The sequence below is a fragment of the Polaribacter sp. genome (assembly GCF_036480315.1).
GTDB lineage: Bacteria > Bacteroidota > Bacteroidia > Flavobacteriales > Flavobacteriaceae > Polaribacter.
Window position 1 is genome coordinate 21,251 of the sequence record NZ_JAZGGG010000052.1, and the last position, 20,057, is coordinate 41,307.

The window sequence follows — 20,057 nt, forward strand, 5'->3', positions numbered from 1 at the left end:
TTTGTGATAATTATTTCACAGCACAATTAACTGTGTAAAAAATCGTTTTATTTATCCATAATTAATCACTAATTTTGCCCGATGCAAAAAATTAAAAATTTAGCGTATTTATTGATGTTCTCACTTCTCTTGTTTTCATGTGGTGAGTATCAAAAAGTATTAAACAAAGGTACTACAGAAGAGCAGTATAAGATGGCTGTAAAGATGTACGAAAGTAATAAGTATAGTAAAGCTTTACGTTTATTCGAGAAAATTACACCTTCTTATAGAGGAAAACCACAAATGGAAAGAATTTCATTTATGATTTCTCAATCTAATTTTAACGAGAAAAATTACAGTATTTCTGGTTATTATTTTGATCGTTTTTCTAAAAATTATCCTAAAAGCTCTAAAAGAGAAGAAGCTGCATACTTATCAGCTTACAGTTATAAATTAGCTTCACCTAACTTTAGTTTAGATCCAACAGATACTTATAAAGCTTTAGAAGCATTCCAAAGCTTTATAAATGCATATCCTGATTCAGATAAAATTCCAGAAGCAAATAAACACTATAAAGACTTGCGTTATAAATTACAAAAGAAATCTTTTGAAATAGCAAAAACATATTATAGAACTGCAGATTATGATTTAAGAAATTACAAAGCTGCAATACAAGCTTTCGATAATTTGTTGTCAGATTATTTGGGGTCAGAATTTAAAGAAGAAGCATTATACTTCAGATTAAAAGCTGCACATGATTTTGTTTTAAAAAGTTATGACAGAAGAAAACCTGAACGTATTAAAGATGCAATTGAGGCATACGAAAAATTAAAAAGAAATTTCCCGGAATCTCAGTTTATGGAAGATTCTAACAGTATGTTAGCAACTTTACAAAAAGAAAAAACAAGAGTTGATGCTTTGGAAGCAAAGCAAAAAGAATATGCAAATTCACTAAAGAAATAATTATTATTATGGATTATAAAGACACAACAGCTGCATTAAGTACTATTACTTATGATAAAAATATAGTTGAAGCACCAACTGAAAATATTTACAAGGCAATTTCTATCATTTCTAAAAGAGCAGAGCAAATTAATTCTGATTTAAAGAGAGAATTAGTTGATAAATTAGAAGAGTTTGCTACTTACAATGATAGTTTAGAAGAAGTTTTTGAAAACAAAGAACAAATAGAAGTATCTAAATTTTACGAAAGATTACCAAAGCCAACTGCACTTGCAATGGACGAATGGTTAAATGATAAAGTTTACTTTAGAACTCCAGACGCTGAATAATGTCTGTTTTAAGTGGTAAAAAAGTTTTATTAGGCATTACTGCCGGAATTGCTGCTTACAAAACGGCTAGTTTAGTTCGTTTATTTATAAAATTAGGCGCAGAAGTCAAAGTTATTATGACTCCTGCGTCTAAAGATTTTATTACACCTCTTACACTTTCTACACTTTCTAAAAATCCTGTTCATACTACTTTTTATGATAAGGAAGAAGAAAATGAATTGTGGAACAATCATGTAGATTTAGGCCTTTGGGCAGATTATATGTTAGTTGCACCTGCAACTGCAAATACATTATCTAAAATGTCTAATGGAACTTGCGATAATTTGCTGTTAGCAACTTATCTATCTGCAAAATGTCCTGTTTACTTTGCACCAGCAATGGATTTAGACATGTATATTCATCCATCTACAAAAGAAAGTTTAAACAAATTACAAAGTTTTGGTAATGTTTTAATTCCTGCAACTTCTGGCGAACTCGCAAGTGGTTTAGTTGGTGAAGGAAGAATGGCAGAACCAGAAGATATTGTATCATTTATTGAAAGTGATATCTTATCTAGATTACCTTTAAAAGGTAAAAAAGTTTTAATTACTGCTGGACCAACTTATGAAGCTATAGATCCTGTTCGTTTTATAGGAAATCATTCTTCTGGTAAAATGGGATTTGCAATTGCAAATGCTGCTGCCAATTTAGGGGCAGAAGTGTTTTTAATTTCGGGCCCAAGTCATCAAAAAATAAAACATTCTTTAATACATAGAATAGATGTAGTTTCTGCAGATGAAATGTATGAAGCTTCGCACACTTATTTTAATGATGTTGATATTGCTATACTTTCTGCAGCCGTTGCAGATTATAAGCCAAAAAATATTGCTCATCAGAAAATAAAAAAGAAAGATTCATCGTTAGAGATTGAGTTAACACCAACAAAAGATATTTTAGCTTCTTTAGGAGAAATAAAAAAGCATCAGTTTTTAGTTGGTTTTGCTTTAGAAACTAATAATGAATTAGAAAATGCAAAAGGCAAACTAAAAAGAAAAAATTTAGATGCTATTGTATTAAACTCTTTACAAGATAAAGGTGCAGGTTTTGCAACAGACACAAATAAAATCACTATTATTGATAAAGAATTCAATGAGAAATCTTTTAAATTAAAGTCTAAGGTAGCTGTTGCAGAAGATATTATAAATGAAATTGTTTTAAGAACAAAGAAATAAGGTTTATTTGGCTTACCTAAAATAGTTTTGCTCTTGATTCTAAAAATCTAAACTTGAATATGCATAAATATATTTCCTTTTTTTTAGTATTATTCTTCATATCAAGTATTAATTCTCAAGAATTAAATTGTTTAGTTACTGTAAATTCAGCACAAGTTGCAGGTTCTAATAAACAAGTTTTTACTACGCTACAAAAGTCTTTGAATGAATATTTGAATCAAACAAAGTGGACGAATAAAACAGTAAAAACAGAAGAACGTATTGATTGTGCAATGACAATTATTATTACTTCTAGAGATGCAAATAACTTTACAGCAACTTTACAAGTGCAATCTACAAGGCCTGTTTATGATTCTAGTTATGCATCACCTGTTTTAAACATTAAAGACAATCAATTCAATTTTAAATACAATGAATTTGATCCTTTAATTTACAATAAAAACTCATTTGATAGTAATTTAGTTTCTACCATTGTTTTTTATGTAAATATTATTTTAGGTGCAGATGCAGATACATTTTCTAAATACGGCGGAGAAACTTATTTAAAAGAAGCACAAAATGTAATGTTACAAGCACAACAAAGTGGTTTATCTTCTTGGCAAAATGTAGTTGGTAAGCAAAATCGTTTTTTATTGATAGATAATATGTTATCTCCAAAATTAAAAAACTATAGAGATGTAATGTATAACTACCATAGAAATGGGTTAGATGAATTTGCATCCAATAGAAATATAGCAAAAGAAAGTTTAGAGAATTCAGTTTTATCTATCGAAAATATTTACAATAAAACCGTAGGTAACTATTTAATTAGACTTTTCTTTGATGCAAAAGCAGATGAGATTGTAAACATCTATTCAGATGGGCCACAAACTAGAAATACTTCTAAAGTAATTGAAGTTTTAAGAAAAATTTCTCCGAACAATAGTAGCAAATGGAAAAAAATTAATTAATATTTTCCAGCTTTTTTTTAAAATTAAATTTCTAGAAAATAACTAGCATTTACTTCTAATACAATAGCCAATCTAAAAAGTATTTCTACTTTTAATTGAGATTTTCCATTTTCTAAACGGTGATACGTTTTTTGACTGACACCCAATTTTTGGCCAACATAATCTTGTGTGAATTCTTTTTCTAATCTAGTACTTCTAATTCTCTTTCTAACTTTTTCTGCTTTTTCCTCTAACAACATATTATTATTATTATTATTATTGGGTGATTTAATAAAGGCAATACAATTTTTTGTAAAGGTACATGTTGTATTTTCATTCTACAATAGCCAGTTTTTGGGTCACTGAAAACCGTGAGTTTTCTCACGGTTTTCAGTGAGATTAAAAAGGTATAATTTATCCATTTTTAGGCATTGATAAGTTGTTTTTTCTGTTATATGTTTGCGGTATCATTGCAATGGTAGTCATAATGCTATGAGTGACATAAAATAATTCATACTTCATTAAACTAAAATTACAAACATGAAAAAAGCAATTTATTTATTATTAAGTATTATTTTTTTTAGTTGTTCTCAAGAACAATTAAATGAAACTAAACTTGAAACTGAACCTGAAGAGGTATTAAGTGAAAGGTTTGCAGGCCCAGGATTAACTTTTGGAAAAGATGACATAAAGTTAAAAATGTATTTTAATGTAGAGAATAGGGTTAATGACGTAGATCTTGCGGGTATTAGACTTACATCTATAAATCTACATGATCAAGACATAAATATTATGGTTGGTTATTTTTACGGAGGAAATCAAATGGTTTTTGTTCCTCAATTGTTTACAATTAAGGCAGGAGAAAAGTATTCTAATAAATTATACAATGTTAGTGCTTGGAGTATGTTCCCTTATTGTCAAAATGTAAATGGTAATAGAACAATTACAATGAAAATTATTAAAGTATACTATGGAGCTGTTATGAATACCCTGTCTGAAGTTTCTAATTTTGAATCTGCGCCTACTTCTGGAAATTTGGCATGTACTTTAAATACTCATTGCCTTTGGAACCCTCTACTTTGGTCTAACCCATTTGGAGATAATGATTTTGATGGAGTTTTAAATAATGATGATGCTTGTCCTGGGCAATATGGAAGTAATTCTAATGGATGTTAAACATAATAAATACTATTATCTTACTAATAAATTTATTAACATACCCAATAAAAACTTATTTATGGGGTATGTTAATTATAATTCACTAATTTTATCTTCCAAAAATTAGTCAACTTGTTAACGCAACTTTCCATAAATAACTACGCATTAATCAATCAATTATCTATTGATTTTTCTTCAGGTTTATCCATAATAACAGGAGAAACAGGAGCAGGAAAATCCATACTTTTAGGCGCTTTAGGTTTAGTTTTAGGTAATAGAGCAGATCTATCTTCTTTAAAAGATACTTCAAGAAAATGTATTGTAGAAGCAAAAGTTGCAATTTCTAATTATAACTTAGAAGATTTTTTTAAAAAAGTAGATTTAGATTACGAATCTGAAACCATAATTAGAAGAGAAATTCTTCCTTCAGGAAAATCCCGCGCTTTCGTAAATGACACACCAGTAACTTTATCTGTTTTAAACGAATTAAGAAATAAATTGTTTGATGTGCATTCGCAACATCAAACAATGGAATTATCAGATAACGCTTTTCAATTTTCTATAATTGATGCTTTAGCTAATAATAAAAAGAAAATTGATTCTTATAAACGTGGTTATTTACAATTACAATTCCTAGAAAAAGAACTCAAAGAATTAGAGCGAATTCAGCGTGAAGCAAATCAGCAATATGATTATAATTTACATTTGTTTAAAGAATTAGAAGAAGCAAACGTAAAATTAGATGAGCAAGAAATTTTAGAAGAAAAGCTAGAGAAACTCAACAATATAGAAGATATAAAAAGTAATTTATCTGAAGCACTAGAAATCACAATCAATGAAGAAGTAGGAATTCAGAATTTACTAAACATTTTAGAAAATAAAATATCTAAAGTTGCTTCTTTTTCTAAAGAATATAATGAGTTGTCAGAAAGAATTACTAGCGTAAAAATTGAAATTGATGATATTGTTTCAGAATTAGAAAATGTTAATGAAACCGTAGATTTTAATCCGAATGAAACAGAAGAAATTAATGATAGATTGCAACTTATTTATAATTTGCAAAAGAAACATTATGCAAATTCTAATAAAGAGTTATTAGCAGTTTTTGAAGAATTATCTGATAAAGTAATGCAAGTTGAATCTGCAGAAGATGTAATTAATAAGAAAAAAGCAGAAATACATTCAGTTTCAGAAAAATTAGATAAAGTTGCCGATTTAATTTCTAAAGCAAGAAATACATCAATCCCAAAATTAACAAAAAAATTAGAACATTTATTGGCAGATTTAGGAATGCAAAACGCACGTTTCTCAATAAAAATAAAACCGACTATCATCTATTTTCCAAACGGAAAAGATAATTTAGAGTTTCTATTTTCAGCAAATAAAGGCGGTAACTTTGGTGAGTTGAAAAAAGTTGCTTCTGGTGGAGAATTGTCTAGAATAATGTTGGCTGTAAAAACAGTTTTATCAGAAAACACAAAGTTACCAACCATTATTTTTGATGAAATAGATACTGGAGTTTCTGGTGAAGTTTCCAACAAAATTGCAGCAATTATGCAACAAATGAGTAATCATATGCAGGTAATCGCAATTACACATTTACCACAAATTGCGGCAAAAGGAAACAATCATTACAAAGTGTATAAAGAAGAGGTAAACGGTGTAACTACCACAAATTTAAAACAATTATCTAAAGAAGAGAGAGTTGTAGAAATTGCAGAAATGTTAAGTGGTAAAGATATTTCTGATTCTGCTCTTAGACATGCAAAAGAATTGTTGAATTAAATTATTATGGGAGATATAAAAGCAGAAGATTTATTTTTAGAAGCAGATCAACTTTCTGATGATAATAAAAATATTGAAGCAAGAAATATATTGCTGGAGTTATTGAGTGATTTTCCTGACTATGGAAGAGCTCATAATCTTTTAGGGTGGTTATATCAAAATAAGTTTTCTAATAATACGAAAGCTAAACTTCATTACGAAATGGCTATTAAATATGCGTCAGATTTTGGAGGAGGATATAATAATTACGCCTATTTACTGGTTGAAACAAATAAATATGATGAGATGTTAAGTTTTGGTTTAGAGAATATTAATAATAATTCAGTAGATAAAGCTGTTATTTATAATAAACTTGGTCAAGCTTATGAATTAAAGGGAGATTTATTGAATGCTTTAGAGTGTTATAATTTATCTATAAAAGACACATTAAGCCTGCAAACTTTAGAAAGTATGTATTCTGCAAAATCAAGAGTAAAGAAGAAAATGAGTTTCTTTCAAAAAATTAAAACACTTAATAAGTAACTACTTAATAAAAAACACCAATACAGTTTGAAACTCAGTTTCTCCATAATAATACCTGTTTATAATCGTCCTAATGAAATAGACGAGTTGTTAGAAAGTCTTACAAAACAAGATTTCTTTAATGATTTTGAGGTATTAATAATAGAAGATGGTTCAACCCAAAAAAGCGAATTCATTGTTGAGAAATATAAAAGTCAACTTAATTTAAAATATTTTTTTAAAGCCAATAGTGGAGCAGGAGCAAGCCGTAATTTTGGTATGGAAAAAGCTTCTGGAAACTATTTTATCATTTTAGATTCAGATGTAATTGTACCAAATCAATATTTATCTGAAGTTAAAAAAGGTTTAGAGCATAATTTTACAGCTGCTTTTGGTGGGCCAGACGCAGCACATAAAAGTTTTACATCATTACAGAAAGCAATTAATTATTCTATGACTTCTGTGTTAACAACTGGCGGAATTCGTGGAAAAAAGCAAGCCGTTGGTAAGTTTCAACCAAGAAGTTTTAATCTCGGACTATCTAAAGAAGCATTTCTAAAAACACACGGGTTTACAGATTTAAAAACAGGAGAAGATATCGATTTAACTTTTCGTCTTTGGCAAAACGAATTTAAAACACAATTGATAGAAAAAGCTTTTGTGTATCATAAAAGAAGAAGTACTATTCAGCAATTTTTTAAACAAACATTTAGTTTTGGTACAGCAAGACCAAAATTAAATAAACGTTATCCAGAAACAGCAAAAATCACCTATTGGTTTCCTAGTTTGTTTATTATTGGGTTAGATGTTAGTATTATTCTTGTAGTTTTTAGTTTCAACGAATTTATGTATTTCTACGGATTTTATTTTTTGTTAATCTTCCTAGATTCTTTGTTTCAAAATAAAAACTTGTACGTTGCCTTTTTGAGTATTTTTACTTCATTAACCCAGTTTTTAGGATATGGATTAGGCTTTTTGGAATCGCAATTCTATCCGAAGAAATAATAATTATTTAAAGAATTCTTTCGATTTCTCCCAATACACGTCCATTTCAGTTAAAGACATATCAGAAAGTTCTTTGCCTTCTTTCTTGGCTGCTTTTTCTAAATACTGAAAACGATTTATAAATTTCTTGTTGGTTTTCTCTAACGCATTTTCTGGGTTTACGCCAATAAAGCGAGCGTAGTTAATCATAGAAAATAAAACATCACCAAATTCTTTTTCGGTATTTTCTTTATTTCCGGCTTTAACTTCTTCGTTAAATTCTATTAATTCTTCTTGCACTTTCGCCCAAACTTGTTGGGGCTCTTCCCAATCGAAACCAACTCCAGCAACTTTTTCTTGAATTCTACTAGCTTTAACAACAGCTGGTAAACTTTTAGGTACGCCTTCTAAAACAGATTCTTTGCCTTCTTTTAGCTTTAATTGTTCCCAATTTCGTTTTACTTCAGCTTCATCTTTAACAGTAACATCTCCATAAATATGAGGATGTCTGTGAATTAGTTTATCCGAAATTGAATTGGCAACATCTGCAATATCAAAAGCTTTATTTTCACTTCCTATTTTTGCATAAAAAACGATGTGCAGCAACACATCGCCTAATTCTTTCTTTATTTCTTGTAAATCGTTGTCTAGAATAGCATCTGCAAGTTCATACGTTTCTTCAATAGTTAAATGACGTAGACTTTCTAAAGTTTGTTTTTTATCCCAAGGACACTTCTCACGAAGCTCATCCATAATATCTAACAAACGATTAAAAGCGGCTAACTGTTCTTTTCTAGAGTTCATATTTTGAGTTACATAGTTTTTAGAGTTACAAAGCAGCAAATTAGCAGAGTTTGAATGTTACATAGGTTCCGCACAAACTGAAAACTGCGACTGCAAACTGTATATTAAAAATATAAACTTACTTTCTTACTTACTCTGTTTCAGTTATTTCAGAAGTATCTTCTGCGGAAACTTCAACTTTAGAAAAGTCCATTCCTGCTTTTACCAAAAGATTAAACCACTGAATTACTTTTTTAATGTTAGAAGAATATACTCTTTCTACATCATAATCTGGTAAGATTGTAGCAAAAAAAGCAGCTAATTTCTTTCCGCTTTCTTTATGAGAAAGTGCTTCTTTACCTGCTGTTTTTTCAAACATAGCAGTAAAAACCTCTAATAAAGGTTTGTCTTCTTCATAAGTATAAATGGCAATGTTTTCTAACAAACTTACATTTTGTGTAGTATTAATTGCTAATCTTTTTTTATCAGCTAAAGCTTCAACTATAATTGCATTTTTAGATTGAGAAACTACTTGGTATAAACCTGGTTTACCTGTAACTGAAATAATTTTATTAAATTCCATATTATATATTTTGTGTCTTTTTAAGACTATTTACCTTTTTTTAAATTTGGAAAGCGCATTCTGTAATCTGAATTTATTTTTCCTCTAGAAATATTTTCTAATTTCTTTTTTATTAATCTTTTCTTTAATGTTGAAAGCTTATCTGTAAACAAAATTCCTTCAATATGATCATACTCATGTTGAAAAACTCTTGCCGCCAAACCATCTAAAACTTCGGTATGCTTTTTAAATTCTTCATCTTGATATTCAATAGTAATTATTGGTTGGCGAACAACATCTTCTCTAACGTCAGGAATACTTAAACAACCTTCGTTAAAAACCCATTCGTCACCTTCTTCTTTTACAATTTGTGCATTAATAAAAACTTTATTAAAATCTTTTAAGACTTCTTTGTCTTTCTCAGAGATATCTTCATCTTCTGCAAATGGCGAAGCATCAATAATAAACAAACGAATTGCCTTACCAATTTGTGGAGCTGCCAAACCAACACCAGAAGCGTTGTACATGGTTTGCTTCATATCAGAAATCAATTTTTCTAAATTAGGATAATCTGCATTAATATCTGTTGCTAATTTTCTTAAAACAGGGTCTCCGTAGGCAACAATTGGTAATATCATTTAATTTGAATTTAAAAACGAGTGCAAAAATACAATTTTGAATTATGAATTACGAATTTTTGAAATAGGAATTTATAAAACGATTTTTTTTACTGTGATTTATTTATTTCGCAAAATGTCACTTCGAGTGATTTCGCTTTTAGGGGAATTGTATCGAGAAGTTTTTAATTTGTTTACAAAATGTTCTCGATACAATTTTTCTTCCTTCGTCAAAAAAATCACTCGAACTGACAGTGCCTATAATTTTAGAAGATATATTAATGTTGATTGTATAAGTAAGACTGCAAAATAATTGTAGCGCTAATTTCGTCAACTAAAGCCTTATTTCTTCTTTGTTTTTTCTTAACTCCACCATCAATCATTGTTTGAAATGCCATTTTAGAAGTAAAACGTTCATCAACTCTTTTCATTGGTGTTTTGGGAAAAAATTTTTCTAATTTTTTTAAGAAAGGAAGAATTAGTACTTCACTTTCACTATCAGAATTATTCATCTGTTTAGGTTTTCCAACTAAAAATAATTCTACTTTTTCTTTGGCTGTGTATTCTTTTAGAAAAACTAGTAGATCAGCGGTATTTACAGTAGTTAAACCAGAAGCAATTATTTGTAGTTCATCTGTAACTGCTATACCTGTTCTTTTTTTTCCAAAATCTATTGATAAAATTCTTCCCAAATTATATACTTTTCTGCAAAAATAAACGTTAAATTTTAAAAACGAAGTATTAACTTAAATATTATCAATTGATTATAATAAATAGTTTATGCTTCGTTTTTTGAATTTAAACAAGGATGAGTAATATGTTTAAAAAAGGTATATTCGCTTACCGTTTTTACAGATAGATTTATATTTGCAGAAAAGTATACAATTAGAATGAAAAATATTAGAGAAATTATAGAAACTGCTTGGGAAAATCGTGATTTGTTAAAAGAACAAAATACGATTGATACCATCCGAAAAGTGATTGATTTATTAGATAAAGGAGAATTAAGAGTTGCAGAACCAATAAATGGTGGATGGCAAGTAAATGAATGGGTAAAAAAAGCAGTTGTTTTATATTTTCCTATTCAAAAAATGGAAACTCTAGAGGCAGGTATTTTTGAATATCATGATAAAATTCCACTAAAAAGAAATTTTGCTGAAAGAGGAATTAGAGTTGTACCAAATGCAGTTGCAAGACATGGTGCTTATATTTCTGCCGGAACTATTTTAATGCCAAGTTATGTGAATATTGGTGCTTATGTAGACGAAGGAACAATGGTAGATACTTGGGCAACAGTTGGTTCTTGTGCACAAATTGGTAAAAATGTACACCTCTCCGGTGGCGTAGGTATTGGTGGTGTTTTAGAACCATTACAAGCTGCACCAGTAATTATAGAAGATGGCGCTTTTATTGGTTCTAGATGTATTGTTGTTGAAGGTGTACGAGTTGAAAAAGAAGCAGTTTTAGGTGCAAATGTTGTATTAACAATGAGTACTAAAATTATAGATGTAACTGGTGATGAACCTATAGAAATGAAAGGAAGAGTTCCTGCAAGATCTGTAGTAATTCCTGGAAGTTACACAAAGAAATTTGCAGCTGGAGAGTACAATGTACCTTGTGCATTAATTATTGGAAAAAGAAAAGAGAGTACCAACAAAAAAACATCTTTAAACGATGCTTTACGTGAATATGACGTAGCCGTTTAAGATTTAGAAATACTATGACAAAAATATCGGCAATTATACCCACATTAAATGAAGAAATTCATATAGCTGATGCAATAAAATCTGTAAGTTTTGCAGATGAAATTATAGTTATAGATTCTTATAGTACAGACCAGACGCTAGAAATAGCAGGAAAATATAATGTAAAAATCATCAAACGAAAGTTTGATGATTTTTCTACACACAAAAACTTCGCTATAGATCAAGCTAAATACGATTGGATCTACATTTTAGATGCAGACGAACGAGTTACTCCAGAAGTAGAAAAAGAGATTTTAGAAGCTGTTAAAAATCCAAAAGACTTTGTTGGTTTTTATGTGAGAAGGACTTTTTACTTTGTGGGTGAAAAAATAAATTACTCTGGTTGGCAAAGAGATAAAGTAGTGCGTTTATTTTTAAAAGAACATTGCAAGTATCAAGGAGTTGTTCACGAAACTATATTTACAGAAGGAGAATTGGGTTTTTTTAAACATAAAATTGATCATTTTGGGTATAAAAATTACAATCATTTTATTTCTAAAATACATCATTATGGAGAATTAAAAGCAAAAGAGTTACATTCAAAAGGTAAAACTGTAAATGCTTATCATGTTTTAATAAAACCACCTTTTAGAATTTTTTCTCATTTTATATTAAGAAAAGGTTTTTTAGACGGTTATGCTGGTTTAATACTTTCAATTACCCAAGGTTATGCAGTTTTAACTAGATATATTAAACTTTGGCTATTAAACAAGGGGTTAAAAGAAAATTAATTCTTTTTATAAAAGATGTAATTTCTAACACATCTATTTAACTTATAAGTAAATAGTGTAATAATTTGCCAAAAAGGACGAAGAATTTCTCTAATTGCTTTTTTCCAAACAATCATATTATTTTGCTGAATCGTACTTCCTCCCATTTGTTTATCAAAACTTTTTACATATTGTTTATTTGTAGAATACAATCGAACTTTATGTTTGTAAATATCTTGCTTCATTACATCAATAGGAGCGTAGTAGTTGCTTAAATTATCAGTTAATTTTTTAGCAGCGTTTCTTCCAATAATTTGCCCAATCATTAAAACTGGTGGCATTAAAAAGGTATTAACTAACTCATTTTTTTCTAATGAATAAAAACCTTTTTTACCGGAAATATCTAAAAAATCCTCAACAGTTAGTTGTTCTAAAAGTTGTTTTAAATCCTTAAAAAAAACTTCTTGCACCAAAGCATCGTCCTCTAAAACAATTGAGAAATCTTCGGGTTGTTTAGATAAAAAATCCCAAAGCTTAAAATGCGTTAAACAGATGCCAATTTCACCATCATTTGGTAAAGGAAAATGTGCCAAAATATTATGTTTACTTTTCTCTTTTTTTAAAAATGATTTGTCTAGTTCTTTTCCGTAAACAGCAGAAATTCTAGTTATTGGAATCTTCAATTCTTTAAATTGATTTTCCATGAAGTTTCTACGTTCCTTACTTTTATCTAAATTGATATAATATATTTTGTAAGACATCATATTTTTATCCAATTAGAACAAGCAATTTCATTTTCTTTATCTACAAACCATTGTTTTGGCGCAATTACAGTTTTGTTTTTATTTGTGTTTAACCAAGCTCCCCACCAAGAAAAACTACTATTTGCAGTAATGTTGTGTTTACATAAACTCATTAAATACATATCTTCATGAGGTATGGTTTTATGATCTATATACATAGCATTTTCAATTTTTAAGTTTTCTTTTGCCCAATTAATGTCATCAGAAAAAACAAAAAAATGTGTATTTTTATCTTTTTTAAGAATAATTTCGATGGCTTTTTTATAATATTCTAAACTACAAGTTCCATGAACACTATTTGCTTTTTCATCAGAAATGTAATCTCCTCGTCTTATATGTAGAGAACATGTGTTTTTAAAAGAAGAAATGTTTGTAGCAAAACTTTTTGTTGATTCTGCTATTTCTTTTTTAATTGTAAAGTCTTTTAGTAAAATTTCTCTTATTTCTGAAAAATATTTTTCAGTTTGAAAATATCCTTTTATATACTCGTTTCCTTTTAAAGATAATAAGTTTTTATCAAACAATAAACTCTTTTCTTTTACCGATTTTTTGATGCCTAGTTTTCCTAAAGTTGAAGAAAGTGCATCTGCATATTGTATATTGATAGTGTATTTATCTAATTGATAACCACCATGTAATTTGTATTTTTTGAATTTAGAAAGATCTAATTTTACATTAAAACCTTCGTGTTCTAATGCTTTTGCATATGCATATTGAAACATTTGATTTCCTAAACCGCCAAGAATTCTAACAACAATCATTTAAGGTTTTTCTATAATAATATGGTATTTTTGTACTCGTTGTAAAAATACGATTTAATTGTTACAATAAAAGAAATTCTAAAAGTTTGGAAATTAAATGTTGACAGAAATTTTAAAAACAAATCAGATTTTAATTCAAGGTAAAACAATTTTATACCCAACAGATACTGTTTGGGGAATAGGTTGTGATGCGACAAATTCTGAAGCTGTTTCAAAGATTTATCGACTTAAAAACAGAGAAGAAAGTAAAAGTTTAATTGTACTAGTAAGTTCTATAAACATGTTAAAAAAATATGTTTCTGTACCAAAAACTGTTCTTCAAATTTTAAAGAAAACAACGCATCCAACAACAATTATTTATGAAAATCCAATTGGGTTTGCAAAAAACACTGTTGCTAAAGACAAAACGATAGCAATAAGAATCGTACAAGATGATTTTTGCAGAAAATTGATTAAAAAAATTGGAAAGCCAATTGTTTCCACATCTGCGAATGTTAGCGGAAATAAAACACCAAAATCATTTCAAGAAATTAACCAACCAATTTTGGATGGCGTAGATTATATAGTAAATTTGCATCAAAATAAAGTAAACAAAAAATCATCTACAATTTTAAAAATTATTGGAGATGATGTTAAAGTATTAAGAGCGTAGATTTTATGCCACTAATTCACGAATTTAAGACCATATAGAATGTCAAATATTATTTACAAAGAAGAAAGTTACCAAATTATTGGTGTTTTGTTTGAGGTTTATAATAATTTAGGTAGTGGTTTTTCTGAAATAGTTTATAAAGATGCAATTGAGTATGAATTTAAAAATTTAGAAATTCCATATACAAGAGAAAAAGAGTATTATGTTAATTATAAAGATGTTATTTTAGCACATAAATTGTATGCAGATTTTGTGGTTTTTGATAAAATTATATTAGAATTAAAATGCGTTGATAGTTTTCATAATAAGCACATATCTCAATGCCTTAATTATTAAAAGTATCTGAATGCAAATTAGCTATTTTGGAAAATTTTCATAAAGACTCATTACAACATAAAAGAATTGTATTATAAAAAAATTGTGAATTCGTGGCAAAAATAAAAATGAACTTCAAAGAAGCAATTTCATCAGAAATTTTTAGTATTATATCAAAAGCATCTCAACAACTACAGGTTGAAAGCTATGTAATTGGTGGTTTTGTACGAGACTTTTTTTTAAAAAGAGGTACCGCAAAAGACATAGATGTTGTTGCAGTAGGTAGCGGAATTGAACTAGCTCAAAAAGTAGCAAGTTTATTGCCAAATAAGCCCAAAGTTCAGGTTTTTAAAACGTATGGTACCGCAATGTTGCGTTATAAAGATGTGGATATTGAGTTTGTAGGTGCAAGAAAAGAATCATATACAAAAGAAAGTAGAAACCCAGAAGTTACTGTTGGTACTTTAAATGACGACCAAAATAGGAGAGATTTTACAATTAACGCATTGGCATTAAGTTTATGTGAAGATAACTTTGGCGAATTATTAGATCCGTTTAATGGAATTGAAGATTTAGAGAATAAAGTTATAAAAACACCTTTAGAGCCAGATATTACATATTCTGATGATCCTTTAAGAATGATGCGTGCTATTCGTTTTGCAACACAATTAAATTTTAAAATTGAGGAGAATTCTTTAGCTGCAATAGCAAAGAACTCTAGTCGATTAAAAATTATTACTAGAGAAAGAATTGTAGATGAGTTAAATAAAATTTTATCTTCTTCAAAACCTTCAATTGGTTTTTTGTTGTTAGAAGAAACTGATTTATTACCACAAATTCTTCCTGAATTAGTAGCTTTAAAAGGAGTAGAAGAAGTAGAAGGTCAGTTACACAAAGATAATTTTTATCATTCTTTAGAAGTTGTAGATAATATTAGTGAAAATACAGAAGACGTTTGGTTACGTTGGGCTGCATTATTACATGATATTGGAAAAGCACCAACCAAAAAATTTAGTAAAAAAGTTGGTTGGACTTTCCATTCTCACGAATTTGTAGGATCAAAAATGGTTTACAAATTATTTAAAAGGTTAAAAATGCCTTTAAATAATAAAATGAAATTTGTTCAAAAAATAGTAATGTTAAGTTCTAGACCAATTGTTTTAGCAACAAATGTTACTGATTCTGCTGTTAGAAGACTGGTTTTTGATGCTGGCGAAGACATAGATTCTTTAATGACACTTTGTGAAGCAGATATTACTACTAAAAATCCAAAGAAATTTAAACGTTATCATCAAAACTTTGAGGTTGTTCGTGCAAAAATTAAAGAAGTAGAAGAAAGAGATAATGTTAGAAATTTTCAACCTCCAGTTACAGGAGAAGAAATTATAAAAGCATTCAATTTAAAACCTTGTAGAGAAATAGGGCAAATAAAAGAAGCCATAAAAGAAGCTATTTTAGATGGTAAAATACCAAATGAGCACAAGGCTTCTTATGATTTTATGATTGAAAAAGGAAAATCGTTAGGGTTAAAATTATAAAAATAACCACCATTAAATATTTCTAATTAAAATATTTAATGGTGGTTATAAGTTTAAATAAGGTTTTCTATACTTTAGAAAGACATAATAATATTTGCCGAAACACCTGTACTTTCTGGTACAAATCTACAAACACCACCAACACAAACTAAACCACCTCTTTGTCTACCATAGTTTAAAGCAAATCTATGAGCACCAATAGAATAACTTCCACCAGCATTGTAATAGTGTATTTGTTTAGCTGCAACATCATTACCGTAATTATAAATGTCGTTTACATAAAAGGCTAATTTAGAAGTAGCATTAAACTCTAAAGTACCACCAACCCAATTTTTTTTATCATCATTTGTAGATAAATGTTGTGCTTCAAATCTTAAAGATTTTCCGCTTCCCATTTTATAAGTTGCTTCACCAACAATAATATTGGCATTTATTTGTCCGTTTGTTTCTTCAATATATCTTTTATTGTAAGATTGGTTAACAAAGTAAAAAATAGAATTCCAGTTTTTATTCCATTTTTTTCGAATTTCTAAACTAATATCTGAAAAATACTTTTCTCCAAAACCAAGAATCTCATTTGAAAATTCAAAATTTTGAAAATCATTTTCACCTTTTAAACCGTACCAAAATGAAGTGTTCACCGCTAGTTTTGTTCCGTATTTACCTCCCAAAGTTGTCCCTTTTTTAATTTTATAAAAGACATCTAATTGCCCACCAATTTCTCCTGATTTAATTAAAGTCGGATCTTGAAAAGAAACTTGAGGCTGCGCCTGATATACATAAATATTAGTTAACAAATAATCGTGTTGTTTTGTTAAAGCTGGTAAATAGTTTACAATAGCCTCATTATAAACATTACCTGACGCTTCTCTTTCTGAATAGATATTCATATTTTCCATTCTTCTAAAAGTAGCATCAATACCTAAACCTTTTTTTGAATAGCCGAAATTTAATAAAAAGGCATTCCCTTTTTTTGCATTTTTAATTTGATTGTTTAGAATAACAGCATCTTTCCCTTTAGTAACTAATTCAGCATTGGCATAAAAATTATTTTTTGAATACTCAACTCTGCTAGACACTAAATTAGTTAATTTGTTATACTCAAGATTTGAAGTTTCTTTTTCTTGAGATCTACCAACATAACTAAAACCTACATTTAAAGTAGCGTTTTCGGATTTTATAAATGAAGTTAAATCTATATCTGAATTAAAACCAAAAAGATCTCCATTAGATACCCCAAATCCTATTCTTTGTTTACCATACAAAGCTGTTAAATGGATAAAGTCTTTTGGGCTATATTTAATTCTTGCACCTCTTAAAGCATTGTTTATACCAATTTGTCGGTCTTCCCAAGATCTTAAAATCAATCCATTCCCAAATTGGTCATAAAAGTGACCTAAAGTAATGTCTAACTTTTTAGTTTTGTAACCAGTATAAAATAAACCTAGATTTGTTTTGTCAAATTCGGGTGAGTAATTAAGTAATGCCATAGGTGCATAACTTTCAACTTGTACACCAAAATAGAAGTTTTTAATAGCGTAATCTATTTTTAAATAATTATTTGACCTAAACCTATCAGAAAGCAAGAAGTCTCCTGTTTTTTCATCATCTAAATAATATTGAGAATTAGATTCAAAGCCTACAGAAAAATAACTATTTTCTTGAGCAAAAGATATCACAGAAAATAAGATTGTAGTAAAAAATAATATTTTTTTCATAATTTAAGTTTAAGGGTATTATTTTGAAAATTCTTTAATTTTTTTATAAAGTTCTTCTTCTGCACCAGGCGAATAACCTGTATGTCTATATAAAATTTTTGAACCTTTTAAAACAATTACATGTGGTATTACAGATATATTTAACGCTCTTTTTAATTCTTGATTTTTATCTATTAAAACTTTATAATTCCAATCTTTTCCATTGATTAAAGGTTTAACTCTTTTTTGTGTTCTAGAGTCATCAATAGAAATAGCTATTATTTCTATTTCAGTTTCATCTTGCCAATCTTGGTAAACTTCACTAATAGCATCTAGTTCATTTATACAAGGAACACACCAGGTAGCCCAAAAACTCAATACAGTTACTTTGTCTTTAGAAATTTCATTTTCGATACTTACAGTTTTTCCATTTAAACTGGTTAAACTAACATTTGGTATTGTTTTTTGTGAAAAAATAGAAGTACAAATTAAAAGAAAAAGAATAGTGAAAGAATTTTTCATGTTTTTTGATTTTTTGTTAAAATATTGGAGCAAATATATACTATTCAATAAAAAAAATGGGTTTTAATGAAAATAAATATATTATCTTTAACAAAATTTTTTTTTAAAACCCTATAAATATTTCTTTATGAAAACAACAAAATTTTACAAATTTATTACCTTTTTTGCTTTATTACTTATCATGTCTTGTTCTTCTCCTGAAGGAGAACCTACTGGTTCGGGTACTGGAAGTGGTTCAGGATCGGGTAGTGGAGAAACTCCACCAACTTCAATTACATTAACATCTGATAAAAATAATTTTGATTCAGGAGGAACGGCTAATTTTACTGTTAAAACAAATCAAAATACAAATGTTACTTCTCAAGCTGCAATAAAAGTAAATGGTGCTGCAATTACAGGAAGTACTTATACGCCTTCTACACATGGTGTGTTTAAAGTAAGTGCTACATTTAGTAGTTTAACAAGTAATGAATTAACAATTACTGTTAATGAAGTTATAACTGTAACTTCGGTAGCTATAACTGCTGATGTTTCTTCTGCAAAAACAGGAGATATTATAACTTTTAGTTCAGAAGTAACTTTAAGTGATGGCTCTAAAGTAGATAAAACTAGTGATAGTGAGTTTTCTGTTGACGGAACAGTTTTAACAGGAAATAAATATATTGCTGATAAAGTAGGTGATGTAAAAGCAAAATCGGTCTATAATAATGTAACTAGTAATGAAATTATTATATCAATATCTGAAGTTTCTACACCAACTACATACACCAAAAAAGCGGTTATAGAAGATTATACAGGAACTTGGTGCGGATGGTGTCCTAGAGTTTCTTACGCTATTGGTTTAGTTGAAGCACAAACTGATAAAGTCTTTGCTATAGCTGCTCACGTTGCAAATAGTGAACCAATGGAAAATGATGCGTCTAAAGCGTTAAGAAGTGCTTTTGGAGTTTCTAGTTTTCCAACAGCTTATGTTAATAGAGCATCTGAATGGTCTTATCCAGAACCAAGTAACGTGGATCAGGCAGTAAACCAAGCAAAGGGAAATACGAATGCAGGTTTAGCAATAAGTTCTTTGTTATCTGGTACTACCTTAGACATAGTTATAAGTACAGGTTTTACTCAAAATTTAGCAGGAACTAAATTGGTTGTTTTTATTTTAGAAGATAAAGTCATTTATAATCAGTCTAATTATACAAGTTATTACGCAGGTGCAGATCCAATTGTTGGTTTTGAACACAATCACGTTTTAAGATATGCAACAACTGATGTTTTAGGAGATCCAACTTCTGCAACCACAGGAATTCATCATAAATCTTTTAGTACTAATTTAGGTCTAGTTGGTATTGCTAATGTTAATAATACTGCAGTAATTGCTATGTTAGTAGATGCTTCTGGAAAAGTAGTATTGAATGCTCAATATGCTAAAGTTAATATTAGAAAAGATTTTGACTAACTGTTAGAGGTCTTACTTTTTTAAAGAAAAACTCAAAGGTTCTATAATCTTTGAGTTTTT

The 20,057-nt window shown here is 28.7% G+C and carries 23 protein-coding genes; 14 read left to right on the plus strand and 9 right to left on the minus strand.

Going from position 1 to position 20,057, the window contains the following annotated elements; genetic code table 11:
* The first annotated feature begins 81 nt into the window (after positions 1 to 81).
* The 4 genes from V3V28_RS10590 to porD are packed head-to-tail and all read left to right on the plus strand — an operon-like array spanning position 82 to position 3,432.
* On the plus strand, positions 82 to 942 hold the full coding sequence (locus tag V3V28_RS10590; protein ID WP_331364987.1) for an outer membrane protein assembly factor BamD: 861 nt from the start codon (positions 82 to 84) through the stop codon (positions 940 to 942).
* Between the two features lie 8 nt (positions 943 to 950).
* Positions 951 to 1,271: a DNA-directed RNA polymerase subunit omega gene (locus V3V28_RS10595; protein WP_331364988.1), complete on the plus strand. Its 321-nt coding sequence runs from the start codon at positions 951 to 953 to the stop codon at positions 1,269 to 1,271.
* Positions 1,271 to 2,482 carry a bifunctional phosphopantothenoylcysteine decarboxylase/phosphopantothenate--cysteine ligase CoaBC gene (gene coaBC, locus V3V28_RS10600; RefSeq protein ID WP_331364989.1) on the plus strand — a complete coding sequence of 404 codons (1,212 nt, stop codon included), beginning with the start codon at positions 1,271 to 1,273 and terminating at the stop codon, positions 2,480 to 2,482. The genes V3V28_RS10595 and coaBC overlap by 1 nt, the downstream gene beginning before the upstream one ends.
* Positions 2,483 to 2,541: 59 nt before the next feature.
* Positions 2,542 to 3,432: a type IX secretion system protein PorD gene (porD, locus tag V3V28_RS10605; RefSeq protein ID WP_331364990.1), complete on the plus strand. Its 891-nt coding sequence runs from the start codon at positions 2,542 to 2,544 to the stop codon at positions 3,430 to 3,432.
* 23 nt (positions 3,433 to 3,455) lie between these two features.
* Here the strand turns inward: porD and V3V28_RS10610 are convergent, their stop codons facing one another.
* Positions 3,456 to 3,671 (minus strand): helix-turn-helix domain-containing protein, encoded by a 216-nt coding sequence (locus tag V3V28_RS10610; RefSeq protein ID WP_331364991.1) that lies wholly within the window; start codon positions 3,669 to 3,671, stop codon positions 3,456 to 3,458.
* Positions 3,672 to 3,951: 280 nt separating this feature from the next.
* On the opposite strand from V3V28_RS10610, the gene V3V28_RS10615 reads away from it, so the two are divergent.
* The 4 genes from V3V28_RS10615 to V3V28_RS10630 all read left to right on the plus strand — a co-directional run bounded on the left by V3V28_RS10615 (position 3,952) and on the right by V3V28_RS10630 (position 7,860).
* On the plus strand, positions 3,952 to 4,587 hold the full coding sequence (locus tag V3V28_RS10615) for a hypothetical protein (RefSeq protein WP_331364992.1): 636 nt from the start codon (positions 3,952 to 3,954) through the stop codon (positions 4,585 to 4,587).
* 114 nt (positions 4,588 to 4,701) lie between these two features.
* Positions 4,702 to 6,354 (plus strand): DNA repair protein RecN, encoded by a 1,653-nt coding sequence (gene recN, locus V3V28_RS10620; RefSeq protein ID WP_331364993.1) that lies wholly within the window; start codon positions 4,702 to 4,704, stop codon positions 6,352 to 6,354.
* Between the two features lie 6 nt (positions 6,355 to 6,360).
* Entirely contained in the window at positions 6,361 to 6,876 is a 516-nt protein-coding gene (locus tag V3V28_RS10625; RefSeq protein WP_331364994.1) for a hypothetical protein, read from the plus strand.
* Between the two features lie 27 nt (positions 6,877 to 6,903).
* Positions 6,904 to 7,860, plus strand: coding sequence for a glycosyltransferase (locus V3V28_RS10630; protein WP_331364995.1), 957 nt, complete (start codon positions 6,904 to 6,906; stop codon positions 7,858 to 7,860).
* A 3-nt stretch (positions 7,861 to 7,863) separates the two neighbouring features.
* Here the strand turns inward: V3V28_RS10630 and mazG are convergent, their stop codons facing one another.
* The 4 genes from mazG to ruvX all read right to left on the minus strand — a co-directional run bounded on the left by mazG (position 7,864) and on the right by ruvX (position 10,493).
* Entirely contained in the window at positions 7,864 to 8,643 is a 780-nt protein-coding gene (mazG, locus tag V3V28_RS10635; protein ID WP_331364996.1) for a nucleoside triphosphate pyrophosphohydrolase, read from the minus strand.
* A 130-nt stretch (positions 8,644 to 8,773) separates the two neighbouring features.
* Positions 8,774 to 9,205, minus strand: coding sequence for a DUF5606 family protein (locus V3V28_RS10640; RefSeq protein WP_331364997.1), 432 nt, complete (start codon positions 9,203 to 9,205; stop codon positions 8,774 to 8,776).
* A gap of 26 nt (positions 9,206 to 9,231) precedes the next feature.
* The gene (gene def / locus V3V28_RS10645) at positions 9,232 to 9,822 is read right to left on the minus strand and encodes a peptide deformylase (RefSeq protein WP_331364998.1); all 591 of its coding nucleotides are present in this window, start codon (positions 9,820 to 9,822) and stop codon (positions 9,232 to 9,234) included.
* A gap of 257 nt (positions 9,823 to 10,079) precedes the next feature.
* Positions 10,080 to 10,493 (minus strand): Holliday junction resolvase RuvX, encoded by a 414-nt coding sequence (gene ruvX / locus V3V28_RS10650; RefSeq protein ID WP_331364999.1) that lies wholly within the window; start codon positions 10,491 to 10,493, stop codon positions 10,080 to 10,082.
* A gap of 198 nt (positions 10,494 to 10,691) precedes the next feature.
* Here ruvX and V3V28_RS10655 point away from each other — a divergent pair, with 198 nt between their 5' ends.
* Positions 10,692 to 11,507, plus strand: coding sequence for a 2,3,4,5-tetrahydropyridine-2,6-dicarboxylate N-succinyltransferase (locus V3V28_RS10655; protein ID WP_331365000.1), 816 nt, complete (start codon positions 10,692 to 10,694; stop codon positions 11,505 to 11,507).
* A gap of 14 nt (positions 11,508 to 11,521) precedes the next feature.
* Positions 11,522 to 12,277: a glycosyltransferase family 2 protein gene (locus V3V28_RS10660; RefSeq protein WP_331365001.1), complete on the plus strand. Its 756-nt coding sequence runs from the start codon at positions 11,522 to 11,524 to the stop codon at positions 12,275 to 12,277.
* On the opposite strand, the gene V3V28_RS10665 is transcribed toward V3V28_RS10660, so the two are convergent.
* Together V3V28_RS10665 and V3V28_RS10670 are read right to left on the minus strand one after the other, a co-directional pair.
* Positions 12,274 to 13,017 (minus strand): glycosyltransferase family 25 protein, encoded by a 744-nt coding sequence (locus V3V28_RS10665; protein ID WP_331365002.1) that lies wholly within the window; start codon positions 13,015 to 13,017, stop codon positions 12,274 to 12,276. The genes V3V28_RS10660 and V3V28_RS10665 overlap by 4 nt on opposite strands.
* The gene (locus V3V28_RS10670; RefSeq protein WP_331365003.1) at positions 13,017 to 13,820 is read right to left on the minus strand and encodes an alpha-1,2-fucosyltransferase; all 804 of its coding nucleotides are present in this window, start codon (positions 13,818 to 13,820) and stop codon (positions 13,017 to 13,019) included. Before V3V28_RS10670 ends, V3V28_RS10665 begins: the two co-directional genes overlap by 1 nt.
* 97 nt (positions 13,821 to 13,917) lie before the next feature.
* Between V3V28_RS10670 and V3V28_RS10675 the strand changes: the two genes are divergently transcribed.
* From V3V28_RS10675 to V3V28_RS10685, 3 genes are all read left to right on the plus strand, one after another.
* Complete coding sequence (locus V3V28_RS10675; protein WP_331365004.1) at positions 13,918 to 14,472, plus strand: L-threonylcarbamoyladenylate synthase; 555 nt, start codon at positions 13,918 to 13,920, stop codon at positions 14,470 to 14,472.
* Between the two features lie 39 nt (positions 14,473 to 14,511).
* On the plus strand, positions 14,512 to 14,808 hold the full coding sequence (locus V3V28_RS10680) for a GxxExxY protein (protein WP_331365005.1): 297 nt from the start codon (positions 14,512 to 14,514) through the stop codon (positions 14,806 to 14,808).
* Between the two features lie 107 nt (positions 14,809 to 14,915).
* Positions 14,916 to 16,325, plus strand: coding sequence for a CCA tRNA nucleotidyltransferase (locus tag V3V28_RS10685; protein WP_331365006.1), 1,410 nt, complete (start codon positions 14,916 to 14,918; stop codon positions 16,323 to 16,325).
* A gap of 74 nt (positions 16,326 to 16,399) precedes the next feature.
* Here V3V28_RS10685 and V3V28_RS10690 read toward each other — a convergent pair whose 3' ends face one another.
* Together V3V28_RS10690 and V3V28_RS10695 are read right to left on the minus strand one after the other, a co-directional pair.
* Positions 16,400 to 18,043 carry a DUF6029 family protein gene (locus tag V3V28_RS10690; protein ID WP_331365007.1) on the minus strand — a complete coding sequence of 548 codons (1,644 nt, stop codon included), beginning with the start codon at positions 18,041 to 18,043 and terminating at the stop codon, positions 16,400 to 16,402.
* Between the two features lie 18 nt (positions 18,044 to 18,061).
* Positions 18,062 to 18,544, minus strand: coding sequence for a TlpA family protein disulfide reductase (locus tag V3V28_RS10695; protein ID WP_331365008.1), 483 nt, complete (start codon positions 18,542 to 18,544; stop codon positions 18,062 to 18,064).
* A 127-nt stretch (positions 18,545 to 18,671) separates the two neighbouring features.
* On the opposite strand from V3V28_RS10695, the gene V3V28_RS10700 reads away from it, so the two are divergent.
* Positions 18,672 to 19,997 carry an Omp28-related outer membrane protein gene (locus V3V28_RS10700; RefSeq protein WP_331365009.1) on the plus strand — a complete coding sequence of 442 codons (1,326 nt, stop codon included), beginning with the start codon at positions 18,672 to 18,674 and terminating at the stop codon, positions 19,995 to 19,997.
* The last annotated feature ends 60 nt before the right edge of the window (positions 19,998 to 20,057 follow it).

Coding starts and splice junctions, on each gene's coding strand:
- V3V28_RS10590 (WP_331364987.1), top strand. CDS start 82: ATGCAAAAAATTAAAAATTTAGCGTATTTATTGATGTTCTCACTTCTC.
- V3V28_RS10595 (WP_331364988.1), top strand. CDS start 951: ATGGATTATAAAGACACAACAGCTGCATTAAGTACTATTACTTATGAT.
- coaBC (WP_331364989.1), top strand. CDS start 1,271: ATGTCTGTTTTAAGTGGTAAAAAAGTTTTATTAGGCATTACTGCCGGA.
- porD (WP_331364990.1), top strand. CDS start 2,542: ATGCATAAATATATTTCCTTTTTTTTAGTATTATTCTTCATATCAAGT.
- V3V28_RS10610 (WP_331364991.1), bottom strand. CDS start 3,671: ATGTTGTTAGAGGAAAAAGCAGAAAAAGTTAGAAAGAGAATTAGAAGT.
- V3V28_RS10615 (WP_331364992.1), top strand. CDS start 3,952: ATGAAAAAAGCAATTTATTTATTATTAAGTATTATTTTTTTTAGTTGT.
- V3V28_RS10625 (WP_331364994.1), top strand. CDS start 6,361: ATGGGAGATATAAAAGCAGAAGATTTATTTTTAGAAGCAGATCAACTT.
- mazG (WP_331364996.1), bottom strand. CDS start 8,643: ATGAACTCTAGAAAAGAACAGTTAGCCGCTTTTAATCGTTTGTTAGAT.
- V3V28_RS10640 (WP_331364997.1), bottom strand. CDS start 9,205: ATGGAATTTAATAAAATTATTTCAGTTACAGGTAAACCAGGTTTATAC.
- def (WP_331364998.1), bottom strand. CDS start 9,822: ATGATATTACCAATTGTTGCCTACGGAGACCCTGTTTTAAGAAAATTA.
- V3V28_RS10655 (WP_331365000.1), top strand. CDS start 10,692: ATGAAAAATATTAGAGAAATTATAGAAACTGCTTGGGAAAATCGTGAT.
- V3V28_RS10660 (WP_331365001.1), top strand. CDS start 11,522: ATGACAAAAATATCGGCAATTATACCCACATTAAATGAAGAAATTCAT.
- V3V28_RS10665 (WP_331365002.1), bottom strand. CDS start 13,017: ATGTCTTACAAAATATATTATATCAATTTAGATAAAAGTAAGGAACGT.
- V3V28_RS10670 (WP_331365003.1), bottom strand. CDS start 13,820: ATGATTGTTGTTAGAATTCTTGGCGGTTTAGGAAATCAAATGTTTCAA.
- V3V28_RS10675 (WP_331365004.1), top strand. CDS start 13,918: ATGTTGACAGAAATTTTAAAAACAAATCAGATTTTAATTCAAGGTAAA.
- V3V28_RS10680 (WP_331365005.1), top strand. CDS start 14,512: ATGTCAAATATTATTTACAAAGAAGAAAGTTACCAAATTATTGGTGTT.
- V3V28_RS10685 (WP_331365006.1), top strand. CDS start 14,916: ATGAACTTCAAAGAAGCAATTTCATCAGAAATTTTTAGTATTATATCA.
- V3V28_RS10690 (WP_331365007.1), bottom strand. CDS start 18,043: ATGAAAAAAATATTATTTTTTACTACAATCTTATTTTCTGTGATATCT.
- V3V28_RS10695 (WP_331365008.1), bottom strand. CDS start 18,544: ATGAAAAATTCTTTCACTATTCTTTTTCTTTTAATTTGTACTTCTATT.
- V3V28_RS10700 (WP_331365009.1), top strand. CDS start 18,672: ATGAAAACAACAAAATTTTACAAATTTATTACCTTTTTTGCTTTATTA.